Genomic DNA, 20,281 nt, shown 5'->3' on the forward strand with positions numbered 1-20,281 from the left:
ATACAGAACATCTTATAGCGGTTTTCCAATGAGTATAGCTGTGAGTACAAGTATTCGCACTTAAGTAGTAACACTTTGCACTGTTGCTCTTAGGCAAGAGCTATACAAATTGTCTAGGTGTCAAAAAAGTAGGCAAAAGGAGGCGTATAACCAGGAATCTTATTTTCATCGACTTCATCGATCTGATCTGGATCAAGATATTCATTGGCATACCGCATATAGACTTTTTCGCTAACAAATAAATCGAAGAGATCGGGATCGATATGACCGTTTATTTTCATGTTACCGAGAATTTGTAGGCATTCTGTCAGGGTTTTGCCTTGCTTATAGGGTCGATCTTTCGCACTGAGAGCTTCAAAAATATCTGCAATTCCCATCATTCTCGCAGGTAAAGACATTTGCTCACGGGTTAAACCCTTCGGATAGCCTTTGCCATCCATCCTTTCATGGTGACCACCAGCATATTCGGGTACGCGACGGAGATTGCGGGGATAGGGTAACTGCTCCAGCATTTCAATCGTGACTACGATGTGATCATTAATAATTTTGCGCTCTTCCGCCGTAAGAGTTCCTCTAGAAATATTCAGGTTGTATACTTCATTGTCCGTCAAGAAATTTGTTTCCACACCTTGGGGATCAGTCCAGCGATAAGTGGCAATTATTTGCAGTCGCTCTTTATATTCATCGCGCATAAATTCACCGCCAATATTACAAATGCGGAGAAAATCTTGATCACTAGAATATTGGGCAAGTTTCTGCTGAAATGCATCTTCTAGTTCAGGAATAATACTAAGATTGCCCGACTCGATCGCTGCCATTTTTTGATGGAGAAAACTAATTTCGGCATCTCGTTTCAGGACTTCAAAGCGAGTATTAATGAGGTGAATGCGATCAAAAATTGTTTCTAATTTTGTGGCTTTATCAATTACATGTACAGGAGTCGTCACTTTACCGCAATCATGGAGCAATCCCGCAATCTTCAGTTCATAGCGTTCATCCTCATCCAAGTCAAAATCCTTAAAAATGCCATAATCAGCTTGACAAGCAGCATCCGCAATCATCATCGTCAATGTGGGAACGCGGCGGCAGTGAGCGCCGTTATAGGGCGATTTTTTGTCGATCGCCTCAGACATGAGATTAATAAATGACTCAAACAGTTCGCGAAACTGACCAATCAGTTTGTTATTGGTTAAAGCGATCGCGGCTTGGGATGCTAAGGATTCGCCGATGCGTTGGGCAACCTTAGAAAACTCAATGATCTTATTATCGGTAATACTTTTGGCATTAATGAGTTGCAGTACTCCAATCAATTCGTTTTCATGATTGAGCATGGGCAGAGTTAAAAACGACTGCGATCGATAGCCAGTTTTCGTATCAAATGCTCTTGTCCCTGCAAAGTCAAAGCCCTCAGCAATATAGGCATCAGGGATATTAATCGTTTTTTTGTGTAGAGCGGCGTGGGCAGCTACCATTGTATTGTTTGGATGCCCCAGCTCATCGTAGAGTGGCAAAGGATCAAAGGGAATTGGCTCTCCTAACTTTGCCCCCATCATAATTCCGAGGGAATCATTCATGATAATTTCAAACTGAAGGTAGCGTTTATCTTCAGTTGCTAAATACAGAGTCCCAGCATCAGCATTTAAGATTGTCTTTGCCCCCCTCAAAATCATCTCTAGTAATTTGGGCGTATTTTTTTCAGCAGAGAGGGCAATGCCAATCTCGTTTAATTTTTCGATTAATTCAAAGGATTCTGTTTTAGTATCGCCCATGTCCATATTTTGCGTCCCTATTTGTCAACAGTGTCTTTTTTTGGAAATGTCATGAGGGAATAAATTTGTCAATTTTTCTTGGGTTGATCAGGTTGAACCAATATTTGGGGTAAAGGTGGCAAACCAGTTTTTTTCCAGAACTGTTGAAATTGTTGGGGCTTGGCTAGTCGCCATCCAAACAATAAGATCGTAACTAAAAACGTTGTTGTCAGACCAAATTTCACAAGACTTATCGCAATTTGTCTAAAGTTTGTTTTTTGGGGTAGATTTTCTTGACGGTCTTTTATCTTTTGTTCAGTGCTGACTCCTGAACTAGAAGTAGTTAAACCTATAGTATCGGTTTGATGTAAGGATTGATTAATTGGTTGAGATATTTGTTTTTGTAAATATTCGATAGACTGATGCACAATCGGTGGTGCTTGATTGGTTCTAGACCATTGGCGGGCGATCGCGGAGGGAATAGCACAGAGATTTTTTTGTTTTAGCTTGGCAATGCGATCGCGTAACGATATTTCATCAGAGATTAAAACCACACATTTTTGTGGATAAGCATTAGCGACTCCAACCGCACTTTGAGCAACTTTAATCATTAATTTTGCCTTACGACTTAGATTTTGGGTAGCCCTAACTACTAAGTCAGCATGTTTGTCAGTTAGATTTGTAATTTGCCACTTTAGTCCTGATGAATTTTGAAATTGTTTTGCAACTGACTCGTTACCTTCAGCTTTGCCATTAGCTATATTCTTAATTTCGAGAGCCACAACTTCTGGCAAAAGACATTCACCCAATTTTGCGATCGCCAGCCAAGTATTAGGATCAGTGTCAATAATGACGCTAGTCTCGACAAGCAGAAGGTAAGGAGAGTTAGTCATAGCAAAAAGTACAGATTATGTGGTAGGTGGCGCAAAGCTGCGCCACCTAACTGATTAAGAAAAGATTATTTTGTCAGTCGAGAGCCTTGCCAATTGCCAAAATTGTTGGTGCTTTCACCAGTTCCATAGCTGCCATAAAATTCTTTACAACCCTCTCCAAAAACAAGAATCCCTTTGCCCTGTTGTTTTGGTAGCTCACTAGGGGTTTCTGTCCAGTCGAAGGTAATGACATTATTGCTCAATCTACCTGTTAGCTCACCCGTAATTTTGCCGCGTTCAAAATTTGTATACTCATACTTTCCTGAAACTAGATTTTCACTTTCTTCTTGTAAAGCTACTTTGCCAAAGGGTGTTTGCCAATCTCCAGTAATTTTAGATTTACAAGCAAGGTTACTATCGGTCGTTGCTTCAGGAGCGGTGAGATATTGCAATCCGAACATAGTAATGATCGCGACTCCGCCTACTCCAACCAGCAACAACAACCAAGACAGAGATATTTGCCATTGCCAAGGTTTCTTCAGCAATTTTGAGGAATATTTCAAACTGTCATCCGCAGAAGTTGTGTCTTCTGGTTCCAAGACTTCTGTTTCTGGAGAAGATGTATCTTCATCTTCTGATGGCAATGGCTGCGATCGCTTACTTTTACTAGACCAAATTTTTTGCATAGTCAGGGCAAATATTTTAATGCCAATATCTAGTATTACTAGTATTACATTGTTGCATGATGATAAAACTCATGACTATTGATCTGCTCAGCGATTATGCTTATCAATGTTGTATATGGGTGCTTTGCCACCGCATAAGTATCAAAATTAGAGCCAAAAAAACATGACGCACGCTGCGCGTGCGTCATGTTTTTTTGGGTTTTATATTTAATTGCGCTTAGCTACTTACAATATTGCTAAGTTTTAGATTTTAGGTAATATCAATGTCTCAACCTTCGGAAACTGATATTCAACAGATTTTCGATCGCATTGCGCCAGTTTACGATCGCTTTAATGATCTGCTCAGCTTAGGTCAGCATCGGATTTGGAAAAAAATGGCTGTGCGTTGGTGTGAACCGCAACAGGGCGAAAAATGGCTGGATCTTTGTTGTGGGTCTGGAGACATGACGGCTCTGGTTGCTCAGCAAGTGGCTCCCACTGGTCAAGTGATTGGTGTGGACTTTTCCAAAGAACTATTAGCGATCGCTGCCGATAAAGCCAAAAACTACTTGCCCAAGATTCAGCAATGTCTGACATGGCAACAGGGAAATGTTTTGAGTCTACCCTTTGCTGACAATAGTTTTAATGGAGCGACATTAGCCTATGGGTTGCGGAATGTGGCAAATATCCCTCAATGTCTCTCCGAGTTACATCGAGTTTTACAAACTGGTGCAAAGGTGGCGATTTTAGATTTTCATCGTCCTAGCGATCGCCTGATGCAAACTTTCCAAGATTTTTATTTGGCGCGGGTGGTTGTGCCACTAGCGGATCGCTTTGCAATGACCGATGAGTACGCTTATATTGCGCCAAGTTTGGCAAGATTTCCGATTGGTTCGGAGCAAGTCAAACTAGCTAAAGCTGCAGGATTTAATCAAGCAAAGCACTACGCGATCGCCAATGGCATGATGGGAATATTAGTTTTACAAAAATAGAGTCGGCACAAAGCGCCGACTCTATTTTTATTTTTTATATCATGATCCCCATATTTATCTCGTTTTTTGAATCCTGCGATACCAAACTTTAGCTGTTACTAGCTGTAGATTGATATTCACTGGGACAAAAAGATGGAAATATGACACAAGCTAATCTTGAAAAAATCAGAACTCTCCGTCAACAAATTATTGCTGAAACTAAACATGGTTTTGCTGATTGGAACCTAGTACAGCAACTCTTAGATGATTTAATGATTAATCATCGACAATATAAGCAGTTTGCAATCAAAGAAAATATCACTCTCTATAAATAAAAAAGAATCAGCGCTTTGCGCCGATTCTTTTTTTAAACAGACATTTCTAGCATCCGTTGCATGGGTTTCAGGGCTGCCTGCCGAATTTTTTCATTGAGGACTATTTCAGGAGAACGGTTTTTCATAGTGAGATAGACCTTCTCTAAGGTATTCAATCGCATGTAGGGACATTCGTTGCAGGCACAATTGCTATTGGGGGGAGCAGGAATAAATTTTTTAAATGGTGTGGCTTTTTGCATTTGGTGAATGACACCTGACTCAGTAACCACGATAAATTCTTGGCGATCGCTCTGTTGGACATATTTTAATAAGCCCGTTGTTGAGCCGATGAAATCCGCATGTTGTAATACATTGGCTTCGCATTCAGGATGGGCAATGATTTCCGCATTGGGGTAACTAAGCTTGAGTTCCACTAATTTGCGTTCAGAAAAAATTTCATGAACCATGCAAGCCCCATCCCATAGCAACATTTCGCGTCCTGTCTGCTCGATCACATAGCGTCCAAGGTTGCGATCGGGGGCAAAAATAATTGGCTGATCTTTGGGAATTTGATTGACGATCGCGACAGCATTGGCACTTGTACAGATAATATCGCTGAGGGATTTGATTTCGGCGGAGCAATTTATGTAGGAAATTACCAAATGATCGGGGTGATCAGCTTTAAACTGGGCAAAGCGATCGGGTGGGCAACTATCGGCAAGGGAGCATCCAGCATCAAGATCAGGCAGTAATACTAATTTATTTGGGTTCAAGATTTTGGCAGTTTCAGCCATGAAATGCACGCCCAGAAACACGATCACATCTGCTTGGCAATTTGCCGCAGCTTGTGACAGTCCGAGGGAGTCACCGATATAATCGGCAATATCTTGGAGATCAGGATCTTGGTAATAATGCGCCAAAATTACCGCATTTAGTTCTTTTTTGAGATCAGAGATCGCTTTGAATAAGTCGATGGGAATGGAATTAGTAGTAATTTGGCGGTCAAGTTGTTCAGGTTTGGGAGCGGCGAGAAACACAGGTTGCCTCACAAGAATAAGAATAGTGAGTAATAGTGAAAATTATTCATTTTCTACATTTAATTATAGTAGAAATTACCAAAAATATATCTGTCAGACGAAAGAAATAAAACCTAAAAGAGGATGGCGGCGCATCGTGCCTCTGTCCTCTTTCTATGGAGATTAATTTTTCGCAACTTTTTCCGTAGGTTTTACGTCAGTGTTATTCAATAAATAGTAAATAGTGACAATGGCAATTTCGTGCTGCATATTTCTGCATGTCGAATCAGCGCTCTAATTTTTGTGATGGTGGCTTTAATTCGTGGGGATCTAGCCTAAATATATTGTTCACAGTAGATAAACATCAGACCAGTAAAGCTTGAGGTAATGATAAATATGAAAATATCGATCGCTAAGTTGTCAAATTCAATTAGTCAGAAAGTTATCGCATCAATGGTTAAAAGAATTCAGCATTACTGGAAATTTGTAATCGCCTTATTGATGTCTTTATTGCTGGCAGTCACGCTTAATCCTTTTGCGGTTAAAGCCTTTGACCTATCTGACTTGTTTCGAGTGCTGCCATCGGCTATTCAAATTATTCAGCTTTCTAGTATTGGCGACAATGAGGAAGTTTCCCTAGGTCAACAGATTGATCGGCAAATTCAACAAGAAGTCCGCCTCAGTCGCGATCCTGCGGCTAATGCCTTAGTGAGTCGCCTAGGTCAAATTTTAGTTCCTACTAGCGATCGCCCGAATATTCCTTATACTTTTCGTGTTGTTGATGATAATAATCTCAATGCCTTCGCTACTATGGGAGGGTTTGTGTACATTAATACTGGTACGATCGCCGCTTCCGATAATGTGGCTCAGCTAGCCAGTGTTATCGGTCACGAAATGGGACATATCTCAGGTCGTCATTCACTAGAGCAAATGAAGCAAATGGCGATCGCCCAAGGTATTGCCACAATTGCGGGTGTTGGTGATGATCGCTTAGTTGGGATTGGGGTTAATCTAGCGTTGCGTTTGCCAAATAGTCGTGAAGCGGAATTTGATGCCGATCGCCGAGGCTTGCTCAATATTACGAGATCAGGTTTTGCTGCAAGAGCGATGCCAGCCTTTATGCAAAAGCTAGCTAGTTCCAGTGGTGGTGGCGCTCCCACGTTTTTGAGTACTCACCCTGCTACAGGAGAGCGTATTGCTGCGCTTAATCAATCCATTCAAGCTAATAATTTGAATACAACAGGTGGTTTGAATGATAGTGAATATCAAAGAATTTGGCGATCGCGCTTTCGTTAAATAATTATCAAAAAAAGAGAGGGTGCAATGCACCCTCTCTTTTTTGAGTAGAGTACATAAACATGCACTTCTTAGCCATGTAGAAACAAGCCCGTAACCACTAAGTAAGATAATCACAGACGTTGAAACCACAGGAGGTAACTGGCGATGCAACCAACCAATCCCAATCAATTTACCGAAAAAGCATGGGCGGCGATCGCAAGGACACCCGATGTGGTGAAAGCAGCTCAACAACAGCAAATTGAACCAGAACATTTACTCAAGGCTCTCCTAGAAGAAGAAGGACTAGCAGCTAGTATCTTTAGTAAAGCGGGGATCAATATTCAAAAATTGCGTGATCGCACCGATGAGTTTATCAATCGTCAGCCTAAAATATCTAGTTCTACTAGTGGTGTGTACTTAGGTAAGAACTTAGATGTACTGCTTGATCGAGCAGAAAAAGAACGTAAAAGTTTTGGCGATGATTTTATTTCCATTGAGCATATCCTGTTGCCTTACTGCAAAGATGATCGCTTTGGCAAACCTCTCTATCAGGAAATGGGACTCGATGAGGCAAAGCTCCGTAATGTGATTCAGCAAGTAAGAGGCAACCAAAAAGTGACCGATCAATCCCCAGAAAACAAGTATGAGGCTCTGACTAAATATGGGCGTGACCTGACCGAGTTAGCTCGTGAAGGCAAACTCGATCCTGTAATTGGACGTAATAATGAGATTCGGAGCATAATTCAAATTTTGTCGCGCCGTACTAATAACAATCCTCTTCTGATTGGTGAATCGGGTGTAGGTAAAACTGCGATCATTCAAGGATTAGCCCAGCGAATATTCAGTGGCGATGTGCCTGAATACTTGAAAGAACACAAATTAATCGCTCTCGATATGGGCGGACTGATTGCAGGGGCAAAATATCGTGGTGAATTTGAAGAAAGACTAAAAGCCGTTCTGAAGGAAGTTACGGAATCAAGCGGTCAATTCATACTCTTTATCGATGAAATCCATACTGTTTTTAGTGCGGGTGCAACATGCATAAATAACTTATTTAGGTCAATGATATTGCAGGAGATGTTGCATTGTATCGGTACAACTACATTAGATAAGTATCGTGAATATATTGAAAAAGATGCACCTTTTGAACGACGCTTTCAAAAGATTTATATCGATCAACCCAATGTCAAAGATACGATCTCAATTTTACGTGGATTACGTCCTCAGTACGAATTGCATCATGGTGTAAACATCTCAGATGCTGCATTGGTAGCGGCAGTGACACTTTCTAGTCGATATATTATTGATCGCTTTCTGCCAGACAAAGCAATCAATCTTATTGACGAAGCCGCAGCGAAATTAAAAATGGAAATTACTTCTCAGCCCGAAGCTATTGATGATATTAATCACCAAGTAATTCAACTTGAAATAGAATGTCTTGCCTTAAAAAAAGAAACAGATCCTAAATCTTTGAACTGTCTCAACAATTTATACAAAGAACTGGATGACTTAAAAGAAAAACAAATTATTCTCAAAAATCAATGGGAAACCGAAAAATGCTTCACCGTTAATATCTACAGTCTTAAGGAAAATATTGATCTTGTAAATATGCAAATTGATCAAGCTGAACGTGAGTTTAATCTGAATAAAGCCGCCGAACTCAAGTATGGCAAGCTTGTTGATTTGCAACGTCAGCTAGAAATTGCCAAATTAACTCTCGAAAATGCCAAAACTTCAGGGATAGCGCTACTACGGCAAGAAGTTACGGCAGAAGACATTGTTGAAATTGTTGATAGATGGGTGGGAATTCATGATAGTAAGTCCGTCAAATCTTAGAAAGAGAGGTACGGAAACACGCACCCTTTAACAAGGTAGAACCGATCCCGTTTAAAAGCCTTACGCTCTAAGATATTCACAGACATTGAAACTACAGGAGGTAACTGGCGATGCAACCAACCAATCCCAATCAATTTACCGAAAAAGCATGGGCGGCGATCGCGAGGACACCCGATGTGGTGAAAGCAGCTCAACAACAGCAAATTGAACCAGAACATTTACTCAAGGCTCTCCTAGAAGAAGAAGGACTAGCAGCTAGTATCTTTAGTAAAGCGGGGATCAATATTCAAAAATTGCGTGATCGCACCGATGAGTTTATCAATCGTCAGCCTAAAATATCTAGTTCTACTAGTGGTGTGTACTTAGGTAAGAACTTAGATGTACTGCTTGATCGAGCAGAAAAAGAACGTAAAAGTTTTGGCGATGATTTTATTTCCATTGAGCATATCCTGTTGCCTTACTGCAAAGATGATCGCTTTGGCAAACCTCTCTATCAGGAAATGGGACTCGATGAGGCAAAGCTCCGTAATGTGATTCAGCAAGTAAGAGGCAACCAAAAAGTGACCGATCAATCCCCAGAAAACAAGTATGAGGCTCTGACTAAATATGGGCGTGACCTGACCGAGTTAGCCCGTGAAGGCAAACTCGATCCTGTGATAGGACGCGATGACGAAATTCGCCGCACGATCCAAATTTTGTCACGGCGCACTAAAAACAATCCCGTACTCATTGGTGAACCAGGGGTCGGTAAAACGGCGATCGCTGAAGGTTTGGCGCAACGTATTCTCAGTGGAGATGTACCTGAATCACTGCAAGGTCGTAAGTTAATCGCGCTCGATATGGGCGGACTGATTGCTGGTGCAAAATATCGTGGTGAATTTGAAGAAAGACTAAAAGCCGTTCTGAAGGAAGTTACGGAATCAAGCGGTCAATTCATTCTTTTTATCGATGAAATCCATACCGTCGTTGGTGCAGGAGCCACACAGGGCGCAATGGACGCAGGCAACTTGCTGAAGCCAATGCTAGCTCGCGGTGAGTTGCGTTGTATTGGTGCGACGACCCTCGACGAATATCGTAAATATATTGAGAAAGATGCCGCCCTTGAGCGTCGTTTTCAACAGGTTTATGTCGATCAACCAAATGTCGAAGATACGATCTCGATTTTGCGTGGTTTGCGCGATCGCTACGAGTTACATCATGGTGTGAAAATCTCTGATACCGCACTAGTAGCAGCGGCTACGCTTTCTAATCGCTATATTAGCGATCGCTTCTTGCCAGATAAAGCGATCGATCTGGTTGATGAAGCTGCTGCAAAGCTAAAAATGGAAATCACTTCCCAACCTGAAGCTCTTGATGAAATCAATCGCAAGGTGATTCAGCTTGAAATGGAATGTCTATCGCTCAAAAAAGAAAATGATCGAGAGTCTATAGATCGTCTAGAAAAACTGAATAAAGAATTAGGCGACTTGAAGGAAGAACAAACTACCCTCAAGGCGCAATGGGAAGCTGAGAAACAGGTGATCGATAATATTCGCAAGCTCAAAGAAGAGATCGAGCATGTGAATGTGGAAATCCAACAAGCTGAGCGTGACTATGATCTCAACAAAGCTGCGGAACTCAAATATGGCAAGCTTACCGATTTACAGCGCCAATTAGAAATTGCCGAGGTCAATCTCGAAGAAGCTAAAACATCAGGGCGATCGCTATTGCGTCAAGAAGTCACTGAAGAGGATATTGCGGAGATTATCTCCAAATGGTCGGGCATTCCTGTGAGCAAGTTGGTGGAATCTGAGAAAGAAAAGCTCTTGCAATTGGAAAATGTGTTACACGATCGCGTCGTGGGTCAAGAAGAAGCTGTAACGGCGATCGCAGATGCCATTCAACGTTCCCGAGCAGGACTCGCCGATCCCAATCGCCCGATCGCTAGCTTTATCTTCTTAGGTCCCACAGGTGTTGGTAAAACAGAACTTGCCAAAGCTCTCGCCGCCTATCTCTTCGATACCGAAGAGTCAATGGTGCGAATCGATATGTCGGAATATATGGAGAAACACAGCGTTTCTCGTTTGGTGGGCGCACCTCCCGGCTATGTCGGCTATGAAGAAGGTGGACAACTGACTGAAGCAGTGCGTCGTCGTCCCTATGCCGTAATTCTCTTTGATGAAATCGAGAAAGCACATCCCGATGTATTTAACATCATGCTGCAAATCCTTGATGATGGTCGCGTTACCGATTCCCAAGGTCGCACCGTTGACTTCAAGAACTCGATCATCATCATGACCAGTAACGTCGGTTCGCAATATATTCTTGATATTGCTGGCGACGATGCGCGTCATGAGGAAATGCGCGAACGGGTGATGGAATCAATGCGATCCAGTTTCCGTCCAGAGTTCCTCAATCGTATTGATGAAATTGTGATTTTCCATGCTCTCCGCCGTGATGAACTCCGCCGTATCGTGAAGCTGCAAGTTCAACGTTTAGAACAACGTTTATGCGATCGCCGCATGACCTTGAAAATTGCCGATGCTGCTCTAGACTTCATTGCGGAAGTTGGCTACGATCCAGTTTATGGAGCGCGTCCACTGAAGCGAATCATTCAGCGTCAACTGGAAACCCAAATCGCAAAAGGTATCCTACGGGGCGACTATAGCGATGGTGACACCATCTTTGTCGATATTGAAAACGAGCGTCTCGCCTTCAAACGACTTTCTGGCGATCTCATAACTGTTTCCTAAAAGAGAAGGGGTGCATTGCACCCCTTCTCTTTGTTTTTGCTTTAGAATACTTTTGAGCAGAGTTGTAGTTGATATATGGTTCTCACTGTTTCACCACTAGAAATACAACCTTCAGATTCGGCAGTTACCGCATCAGCGAAACAAGGTGAAAATCGAGTTGCGCTAAGAGGAATTAGCTGGCTGTCATACCAACAGATTCTCCATGCTCTGCCTGAGAGTCGTGCTGCGCGGCTCACCTACGATCGCAGCATCCTTGAAATCACTATGCCTCTAGAAACTCACGAATACTCAAGCGAATTAATTGGTTTATTTATTCGTATTTTGGTTTTAGAAATGGGGCTGAAACTCAAATCGATGCGCTCAACAACAATCAATCGCCCTGATCTTGAAAGAGGTGCTGAGCCAGACTGTGCTTACTATATCCAGAATCAACCAAAAGTTGCAGGAAAAACTGTTGATTTTAGTCAAGATCCTCCGCCCGATCTCGTAGTTGAAGTGGATATTACGCACACCGATATTGATAAAAATAGGCTTTATGCTAGCCTTGGTGTCCCTGAATTTTGGCGATATAACGGACAAGAATTAAAGATTTATACATTACAGGAATCAGAACAGGAATCTCAATATGTAGAGTGCGATCGCAGTCCTAAATTTCCTTGGATGCAAAAAGAATATTTATATAGCTTTCTCGAAGAAGCGCAACAAGACGAGATTGCTGCTGAAGTTAAGTTTCGTGATTTTGTCAAAACTAATGGTGCTGGGCTACAGCCCAGCACCATTAGTTAGAACCATTAGTTAAAAACGTCCTGCTCGCACTGCATTGGCGAGATCGGTTAAAGTCTCAACAGTGGTCTCAAAGTTAATGCAACCATCGGTAATGCTCTTGCCATATTCCAATTTTGACAATTCTTTCAAAGGTTGCTTGCCTCGATTGAGGTGACTTTCGAGCATGATGCCAACAATATGTTCTGAGCCATGACGCACCTGCTCAGCGATATCTTGCAACACGATCGGCTGATTTTTGTAATCTTGTCCACTATTGTCGTGGCTGCAATCAACCATCATGTAAGGCAATAGTTTGCGGTCTCTGAGACGATTAGCGATCGCCTCTACATGAACGTTGTCGTAATTTGGTCCCTGCTTACCACCACGTAACACGATATGTCCATCAGGATTGCCTGTCGTCGTGACAATACTTGCCATACCTTCGTTATTGACACCAAGAAAACGGTGAGGCTGACGCGCGGATAGCAATGCATTAATCGCTACGTCAATGCTGCCATCAGTACCATTTTTGAAACCTACAGGCATCGATAAGCCAGAGGACATTTCGCGGTGAGTTTGGCTCTCGGTTGTTCTTGCGCCGATCGCTGTCCAAGAGATCAGATCAGCTAGGTACTGTGGCACGATCGGATCGAGCAGTTCGGTAGCGCTGGGTAAGCCCAATTTTGCCACATCTAGCAATAGTCCCCGCGCCAAGCGAATACCATAATTAATATCAAATGTGCCGTTGAGATGCGGATCATTGATCAGTCCTTTCCAGCCAACTGTGGTACGAGGTTTCTCGAAGTAAACTCGCATCACAATTTCGAGGGCATCACTGACATCCTCACGGAATTTGGCTAACTTTTCGGCATACTCACGGGCTGCTTTGACATCGTGAATTGAGCAAGGACCAACGACTACCAATAAACGGCGATCGCTACCATTCAAAATATTTCTGATTCTAGCTCTGGCGTTGGAGACGACCTTAGCGATCGCGGTAGTAATGGGTAACTCGGCTTTAACTTCTACGGGTGCTAGCAATGGACAGGTTTCGACCACATGTAGATCACTAGTCTTAATTTGATCTAAACTTTGATCTAAATTGTGATTTAGATTTGCCTCTACTACTGATACTCCTTGACCAGAAATATTTGCGATTTCAGTTGGGGACACGCCTTTTAACTCCATATAAATATCTACTTATACTTTAGCCTCCCAATGGGGTTAACGTATCCCACAGATGGATTTTTGTTACAACAATCTGCAAAAAATATCTTTAATTTCTAGTTTGCTTAGATAATTTGGTAGTCATGCAACTTAATTGTGTTGTGGACGTGAAGTTTCCACAACACAATTACTAAAAATATACCTAAGGAGCATACAGCGATGAAGTTACCGTTGTATATCGTTCTATTTTTATTTGGATTAGCGATCGCCCAAAGTATCTATTTCTATCCATTACTACCAGAGGTGGTTGGTTCTCATTTTGATGTTGCAGGTAGAGTTAATGGAACTTCTTCTAAGATCGTCTACTTTATAGTCTATTTTGTGTCTCTTGCTATCACTAGTTCCTTTACGATCATACTGCCTCTAATTTTCAAGTATGTACCAACATCTATGATTAATTTGCCTCATCGAGAATATTGGCTATCGGATGAACTACGCGAGGAGTCTTTTAAGTTTCTCAATGGGCATTTTTCTTGGTTTGGGGTTGCCACGATGTTACTGATGGTGATTATCTTCCATCTCACATTTTTAGCGAACCTAAGTCCCACTAAAAATCCTAGCGTTCCTGCGCCTTGGGCTTTGTTGGTAGCTTTTGTTCTATTCACTGTCTGGTGGACTGTAGTGCTATTGAGGCGTTTCCCTAAGCCATCATAATTAACCAAGACTTGTCTGTGGCTGTTCTCAATCCGCGATCGCTTAAGTTTGAAGATATAGGCGATCGCTTTTTAGTAACTTAGGGTGCGTTCATGAAATGAAACGCACCAAGTAAATCTATTTAGAGCCTATTCTATTATTCCAGAGATCTCCATACAAACAAACAAGCGATTTTCTCAAGCTTGTGAGCGATCTTTTGAGCTATGGATTGAGACTTTCTCAATCACCCTTGAGATGATAAAATCCCGCAATGATCGACAACATTTGTAAATTCTTAGCAGAAACCTTCCCCACCGACTTTGCTAGATGGCTATTAGGAGAAGCGGTTAACTTTACCAAACTTGAACCATCGGAACTCTCCGTCTAACCAATTCGGGCTGATTCAGTGATATTCCTGAAATCATTAAGAAAGATCCTCCACATAGAGTTTCAGACCGCCCCAAACAAAAACATCCCCTTCCGTATGACCGATTACCTGTTGAGATTGCATCGTCAATTTCCAGACAGGGAAATCTATCAAGTCGTGATATATCTCACACCCAGCGAATCAAACCTTGTTTACGAAACCATATTTAACCTTGGCGGACTAAGCCATCAATTTAACGTCATCAGACTTTGGGAACAACCCACAGAAACATTTCAGCAATACCAAGGACTACTACCCTTTGCCACGCTCTCACAAACCGATAACCCTGAAGAAACCTTAAGACAAGTAGCTAAGCAAATCGAATAAATTAGCGATAAACAAGTACAAAGCAACGTAGCCGCTTCGACGGCTATAATATCGGGTATAGCCCTGAATAAAGAAATCATCCAAAGACTTTTGAGGAGCGAAATCATGAAAGAATCAGTTATTTATCAAGAAATCTTACTAGAAGGCAAGGCTGAAGGCAAGGCTGAAGGCAAGGCTGAAACTGCACGTCAAATTGCTATAAACATGATGCGCTCCAACATGTCTATAGATTTAATTGCCCAATTTACAGGACTAACTCTCAAACAAGTCCAAAAACTCCAAAAACTATCTGCAAAACAGCCTAAGCCCCCGAAATCAACAAAAACAAAGCAGCAGAACGCATCTCCACTTGGAGAATCGCCACAACCTTAGTTTAGAAATTCCTAGAAATTCTCCATGGATGGGAGCGATTGCCTTCCCACTTACCATTAACAAAGCTCAGTAACTTTGCGATAAAATAGAGAAAATCATGTATATCTCATTAGATATCAACACCTATGCCACGTTATACAGGAATTTCTAGCGAAGCCTTTCGCCATCCTCTTGATCGCCAAGCCGAGCAAGCTCTCCGCAGTGTCCCCGGTTTCGATCTGGTAGCGGGAAAATTTGTTGAGTTTATGTATGAGCGTCCGCAGACGATTTACCACATTGGTAATAGCATTCAGGTTAGTCATCGTCAATATGCGACGATCCATCGTATCTTTCGGGAATGTGTTGCTGATCTTGATGTTCAACCCGAACCAGTCCTATTTGTCTCGCAAAACCCTGTAGCTAATAGTTACGCCCTCGGTAAAGATCATCCCTACATTGTGATTAATTCAGGATTGCTCGATCTGTTAACCGAAGATGAAATTCGCTCTGTGCTTGCCCATGAACTTGGTCATATTAAATGTGGTCATACAACGCTGATCCAGATGGCGATGTGGGTGATGAGTGTTGTTTCGACTATTAGCGAAATGACTTTCGGTTTAGGGGGAATTGTTAGCAGTGGCTTGATTTATGCCTTTTTTGAATGGCGACGTAAGGCTGAACTATCAAGCGATCGCGCGGCTTTGTTGGTTACCGATCAGCTTGATACAGTCCTCTCCACGATGATGAAGTTGTCGGGTGGAAGTTCTGCTTTTGCCCATGAGTTGAGTTTGCCTGAGTTTATTCGCCAATCGGATGCCTATCAAGAACTCGATAAGGATAATCTCAATCAAATTTATAAATTCATGCTCTACAACGGTTTTGGGGCTGGCTCGATGCTCAGTCATCCATTCCCTGTGGAGCGGGTTCACTATATTCGTGAATGGGCTGAGTCCGAAGAATATCGCAATGTCAAGTCTGGCAACTATAAGTGCGGCGATACGACTGGTGCGGTGGATGTTTCCCCATCTCCGAAGGAAGAGAAAAAGTCGGAGAGCGAAGCAGAACGTCTAAAGCGTCAAATTGATGAGCTGCAAGCTGAAATTAATCGCATTAAGCGACAATAGGTTTGATTCAAAGTTCTGCAAAGCAGAACTTTGAATCAAACCTATGAATTTCCTTTCCGATAGCGATCAATCAAATTTGGTAAATGGTCAAATCCATCAACACCAATCTGAGCAATCAAAGGCGATCGCTTCTGTTGTAATAGATTTGAGAAAGTCTCTGCGCCTAGCTTTCCTTGTAAAATCACCACCAAAGCCGCCGACTGTTGCCAAGCTTTACTATGACGCTGCTCTAGTAGATACATTCCCAAACAGGCGTGATAGGTTGCTGATTCTAGTTGATTAAGTTGATAGAGAGCTTCGCCAAGATAGGCATGACTGAGTGCTTGTAAATCGCGATCGCCAATTTGCTGAGTTAACGCTAATCCTTTCTCCAAAGCGATCTGCGCTTGACTTGGTTGCTCAATCGCCACATAAGCCGTACCTAGTCCTACCCAACAAAGCGCTTGATTTTGGAGATCATTCAATTTCTCGGATAGCTTTTGTCCGCGTTCCAAATGACTGATTGGAGTTTCCAGTTCTTCAGGCGTAATCACTTCCTGTTGCCTTGCAATCATCACTTCGCTATAGCCCAAATTAGCCAGAGCATTAGCTTCTCCTTGGCGATCGCCATTTTGTCGCGCTAAAATTACGGCTCTCTGGGCTTGGGACTCACTAGTGCTGAAATCTTTTTGAATCAGACTGAGCCGACTGAGGTGATTGAGATTAGCAATTTCGCAACGTTGATCGCCTACTTCACGGGCAAGGTTTACTGCTTCTTGATGGAGCGAGATCGCTTCTTGATGATTTCCCATCCATGCTTTTGAATAGCCTAAAACCGTGAGAATTCTTGCCTTCTCCTGTGTATTCTCTGCTTCTTTGAGCGGTTGATCGAGGTAGTTAATGGTTTCGCGGAAACTTTCTCCCGAAAAAGAGGCAAAGACACCACCATAAAGTGGGAAGTTTTCGCGTTGGGCAAAGGTTCGTAAGGTTTGTAAGCTGATGCGGAAGCATATCTTTGATAGAGATTGGCGATCGCGTGCTGATAGTTGTGGTGAGTTCTGGAAGCCAGTGCTAAGTTCACCCCAAATCATTGCAAAAGCAATAAAGGTAACACCAGTCATATGCATCCCTGCTTTGGCATCGTAGGGTTGCTGATCGAACCAGCGCACCAAACCATTTTGCAAATATCTTAATAGGATTGATAGTTCCACCCAAGCACTAATATCAATGCTCCGCTGAGCTTGGGAGATCGTTGCCGCTGATTGATTACTTGCTTGTCCTGCAAACAGGTCACGGGGTAAAGGGCTAGTAATTTGTTGCGCCCAACTATGCCAAGGTCCACTAATCTTAGAGCGTTCAAATCCCACCTGTCTTTGTGGCTCGTATAGCCAACTAACAAGGGAACCTTCCAATAGATCAAAATCTGCTAAGCCACGAGTCAGCCCGATCGCGAATTGCCGTAATGTAAAAGCTTCCGAATCATCGGGGAGAGTGTCGGCAGATTTTTGCAGTAATTGGATAAGAAGCTGAATATGTTGACGTTCAAAAACAGGCGTATGGTTAGGATCGAGAACTTGAATTAAGGTAGCCAGACGCTCTTGAGGTTCAGCATTGAGAATAGTTTGTAAACCTCTAGCACAAGTATCCTGAAGTTGATAATTTTGTTGCCACTGTTCCCATGCATCCTTGAGAATTTTCATGGCACGAAGTTTCTGATTTGCTTTTGCCTGTTTCACTTCATCAGTTTGAGCCGCAAAGGTTGCTTGAAGTAAATTTGCTTGTTCTTCTAAAGCCCGTTCAAATATTTCCCCTGTTCCCGATTCTAAACTCTCACTCAGAATTCGATAGACATGTTCTTTGGATAGCAGCTTGCCATTTTCGATATTAATAATTATGCGATCGACAAAAATTGTGTAACGTTCAAAAGTTGTGAGTGGTTTAGTTGAAGAATCTGACATATTCGTTTTACTAGTATTTAGTATTGATCAGTAATATATAGCAATCCTAAATGGTTTGTGGAAGGACACCCCGATGGGATGTCCTTCCACAAACTAAAAAATCTATAAATGATATATAGCGATCCTAAATGATTTGTAAGATTTGGAGGGTTGTGAGAGTGCACCCAAAGGGTCGTACTCTCACAACCCATTTAGGATTGCTATAGCTGTCGCCATTCTTTTTATGACATAGTGTGAGGCGGCGCAAAGCGCCGCCTCACACTATTTTGATTTTGATTTGTCTTGTGTTGCTATATTTAGTGATCACAATCACCATAAACACGTTGATTTATCACAGGAAGATAGCACTATAACAGCGAAAGTAGATAGTGGTAATCTGGGTGCATGGAGTTATTATGAAATGCCGATTCTGTCGAAATTATGATTCAACGGGGAGACATGGTGGATATTGTAATTTGTTGTCTGTGCCAGTACAGGGTAAATGGGAAGCTTGTAGATGTTTCTGCGATAAGTTTGCTAAAAATTCTTTGCCAGAAATAGGAACGCTAACAACTAATTCTAGTTTTGTTATGGAAATGGTTACCCCTTAAAGACACAAACAAGCTGCCGAATTTTCTTAGTGACGCGATCGCCATGTTTCTAAAAAGTCATTAATTTCTTGCATTAACCATTCTTTCTCAGGACGACTTAGCCCTAACCCAAACTTGTGGACATAAATGCCTTGATTTAAACGTAACTCCATTACGGGCTGATTATTAACTTCGTAAGAACTCTTGAGTTCAACTTGTCGCAAATCTTGGGTTTTCCCTTGGACATGGCGCTTGATGCCTAAAACGTCCCAATCAATACTGAAGGTGCGATCGCTAATTACTAGGCAAACTTTGCCAAAGACAATTGATAAACCTGCATACGCCATGCCAATACCCACAATCCAAAAGGGAATTGAAAAAAGAGCAAAAAGTCCTGCCCTCATAGCCATTGAAGTCCAAACAATCAGAAAACCATTCCAAAAAATTGCAAATGATAGGATGCTTGCGCCATCACCACGTAGCCCCGTAGGTGGGATCTCAATTTTCAAAACACTATCAGTCTTTTTAAGCTCAATGCGACTTCCCAGAGGTTTGGGATATTGATATTTATAGTTGAGGCGATCGCTATTGGGGTTAAGTAAACGACTAAATTCTAGGTCACTAATTCGACTTTCGAGTGATGGCAAGGTGGGAGTTCGCAAAGCTTGAAGGGCTTGCTGGGCACTACTGAATCGATCTTCGATCGCAGGTTCAATCATTTTTTCCAGCCAATCAGCAAAATGCGATGAAATGCTAACGGAGTCACGAAAACTGATCTTGAACTTGATTTCAGGTAAATCCGCAGGCGATCGCCCCGTCAATAAAAATAAAATCGTTGCACCAAGCGCATATAGGTCGGTCGCAGGAACAGCCTTACCCCGAAATTGTTCGGGTGGCATATATCCGTAAGTGCCAACAACTGTACTGCCCCCCACCTGTGTACTGCGATAAGTGTCCTGAACTGCACCAAAATCTACCAAGGCAATTTTATGGTTGGGCTGAAGAATGATATTTTGGGGCTTGATATCACGATGGATGACAGGCGGCTTGAGTTGATGGAGATAGCTCAACACCTCTAGCACTTGCTCAGCAATCTGTTTAATGTCTTCCTCACTGCCATGCCAGCCGTCAGCGATCGCCTGTGCGAGAGATTTTCCCTCGACCAGTTGCTGCACGATATAAAAATTGCGATCTTGATCGCTATCAATCTGAAAATAGTCCAAGTAGCGAGGAATGGCAGGATGCTCGAGTTGAGAAAGTACCTTTGCTTCCCGCTCAAATAATTCCAGCACTTTCCACTCATTCATGCGTCGAAATGATAGGGCTTTTAATGCCACGCGATCGCCTGTATTGGCATCAAAAGCAGCATAGGTGATGCCAATACCACCTTGTCCAAGAACGCTGGCAATGCGGTATCGAGACTGGATGATTTCACCAATTTGATGTAGTTCTGCCACAAACTTTTTTCACCTCTTGTTTGCCATCATAT

15 protein-coding genes and 1 pseudogene are annotated in these 20,281 nt (G+C 42.3%); 9 read left to right on the plus strand and 7 right to left on the minus strand.

Features of this window, described 5'->3' with window-relative positions; translation table 11 throughout:
- Positions 1–113: 113 nt before the first annotated feature.
- The 3 genes from ABM313_RS16950 to ABM313_RS16960 form a co-directional block, all read right to left on the minus strand.
- Positions 114–1,775, minus strand: a complete 1,662-nt coding sequence (locus ABM313_RS16950) for an HD domain-containing phosphohydrolase (RefSeq protein WP_434684338.1) — start codon at positions 1,773–1,775, stop codon at positions 114–116.
- Positions 1,776–1,837: 62 nt separating this feature from the next.
- Complete coding sequence (locus tag ABM313_RS16955) at positions 1,838–2,641, minus strand: hypothetical protein (protein ID WP_434684339.1); 804 nt, start codon at positions 2,639–2,641, stop codon at positions 1,838–1,840.
- Positions 2,642–2,706: 65 nt separating this feature from the next.
- Entirely contained in the window at positions 2,707–3,306 is a 600-nt protein-coding gene (locus ABM313_RS16960) for a hypothetical protein (RefSeq protein WP_434684340.1), read from the minus strand.
- Positions 3,307–3,569: 263 nt separating this feature from the next.
- Here ABM313_RS16960 and ubiE point away from each other — a divergent pair, with 263 nt between their 5' ends.
- Positions 3,570–4,277, plus strand: a complete 708-nt coding sequence (ubiE, locus tag ABM313_RS16965) for a bifunctional demethylmenaquinone methyltransferase/2-methoxy-6-polyprenyl-1,4-benzoquinol methylase UbiE (RefSeq protein ID WP_434684341.1) — start codon at positions 3,570–3,572, stop codon at positions 4,275–4,277.
- 140 nt (positions 4,278–4,417) lie between these two features.
- Positions 4,418–4,591, plus strand: a complete 174-nt coding sequence (locus tag ABM313_RS16970; RefSeq protein ID WP_176453121.1) for a hypothetical protein — start codon at positions 4,418–4,420, stop codon at positions 4,589–4,591.
- Between the two features lie 32 nt (positions 4,592–4,623).
- Here ABM313_RS16970 and nadA read toward each other — a convergent pair whose 3' ends face one another.
- Positions 4,624–5,607, minus strand: coding sequence for a quinolinate synthase NadA (gene nadA / locus ABM313_RS16975; RefSeq protein ID WP_434684342.1), 984 nt, complete (start codon positions 5,605–5,607; stop codon positions 4,624–4,626).
- 375 nt (positions 5,608–5,982) lie between these two features.
- Here nadA and ABM313_RS16980 point away from each other — a divergent pair, with 375 nt between their 5' ends.
- The 4 genes from ABM313_RS16980 to ABM313_RS16995 all read left to right on the plus strand — a co-directional run bounded on the left by ABM313_RS16980 (position 5,983) and on the right by ABM313_RS16995 (position 12,218).
- The gene (locus tag ABM313_RS16980) at positions 5,983–6,882 is read left to right on the plus strand and encodes a M48 family metallopeptidase (protein WP_434684343.1); all 900 of its coding nucleotides are present in this window, start codon (positions 5,983–5,985) and stop codon (positions 6,880–6,882) included.
- Between the two features lie 147 nt (positions 6,883–7,029).
- A complete protein-coding gene (locus ABM313_RS16985; RefSeq protein ID WP_434684344.1) occupies positions 7,030–8,700 on the plus strand; it encodes a Clp protease N-terminal domain-containing protein in 1,671 nt (556 codons plus the stop codon).
- Between the two features lie 110 nt (positions 8,701–8,810).
- Positions 8,811–11,432 (plus strand): ATP-dependent chaperone ClpB, encoded by a 2,622-nt coding sequence (gene clpB, locus ABM313_RS16990; RefSeq protein ID WP_434684345.1) that lies wholly within the window; start codon positions 8,811–8,813, stop codon positions 11,430–11,432.
- 75 nt (positions 11,433–11,507) lie between these two features.
- Positions 11,508–12,218, plus strand: a complete 711-nt coding sequence (locus ABM313_RS16995; protein ID WP_434684346.1) for a Uma2 family endonuclease — start codon at positions 11,508–11,510, stop codon at positions 12,216–12,218.
- A gap of 9 nt (positions 12,219–12,227) precedes the next feature.
- Here ABM313_RS16995 and ABM313_RS17000 read toward each other — a convergent pair whose 3' ends face one another.
- Positions 12,228–13,385 (minus strand): 3-deoxy-7-phosphoheptulonate synthase, encoded by a 1,158-nt coding sequence (locus tag ABM313_RS17000; protein WP_434684347.1) that lies wholly within the window; start codon positions 13,383–13,385, stop codon positions 12,228–12,230.
- Positions 13,386–13,583: 198 nt separating this feature from the next.
- On the opposite strand from ABM313_RS17000, the gene ABM313_RS17005 reads away from it, so the two are divergent.
- The 3 genes and pseudogenes from ABM313_RS17005 (at position 13,584) to ABM313_RS17015 (ending at position 16,286) form a co-directional block, all read left to right on the plus strand.
- On the plus strand, positions 13,584–14,078 hold the full coding sequence (locus ABM313_RS17005; protein WP_434684348.1) for a DUF1648 domain-containing protein: 495 nt from the start codon (positions 13,584–13,586) through the stop codon (positions 14,076–14,078).
- Positions 14,079–14,328: 250 nt separating this feature from the next.
- Positions 14,329–15,183: pseudogene (locus ABM313_RS17010) on the plus strand (Rpn family recombination-promoting nuclease/putative transposase).
- Positions 15,184–15,308: 125 nt separating this feature from the next.
- Positions 15,309–16,286 (plus strand): M48 family metallopeptidase, encoded by a 978-nt coding sequence (locus ABM313_RS17015; RefSeq protein ID WP_434684349.1) that lies wholly within the window; start codon positions 15,309–15,311, stop codon positions 16,284–16,286.
- Between the two features lie 41 nt (positions 16,287–16,327).
- On the opposite strand, the gene ABM313_RS17020 is transcribed toward ABM313_RS17015, so the two are convergent.
- Together ABM313_RS17020 and ABM313_RS17025 are read right to left on the minus strand one after the other, a co-directional pair.
- Positions 16,328–18,223 carry a tetratricopeptide repeat protein gene (locus ABM313_RS17020; RefSeq protein ID WP_434684350.1) on the minus strand — a complete coding sequence of 632 codons (1,896 nt, stop codon included), beginning with the start codon at positions 18,221–18,223 and terminating at the stop codon, positions 16,328–16,330.
- A 616-nt stretch (positions 18,224–18,839) separates the two neighbouring features.
- A complete protein-coding gene (locus tag ABM313_RS17025) occupies positions 18,840–20,249 on the minus strand; it encodes a serine/threonine protein kinase (RefSeq protein WP_434684351.1) in 1,410 nt (469 codons plus the stop codon).
- Between the last annotated feature and the right edge of the window lie 32 nt (positions 20,250–20,281).

Origin of the sequence: Pseudanabaena minima str. Chao 2107, assembly GCF_051131155.1 — a bacterium.
GTDB classification, from domain to species: domain Bacteria; phylum Cyanobacteriota; class Cyanobacteriia; order Pseudanabaenales; family Pseudanabaenaceae; genus Pseudanabaena; species Pseudanabaena minima.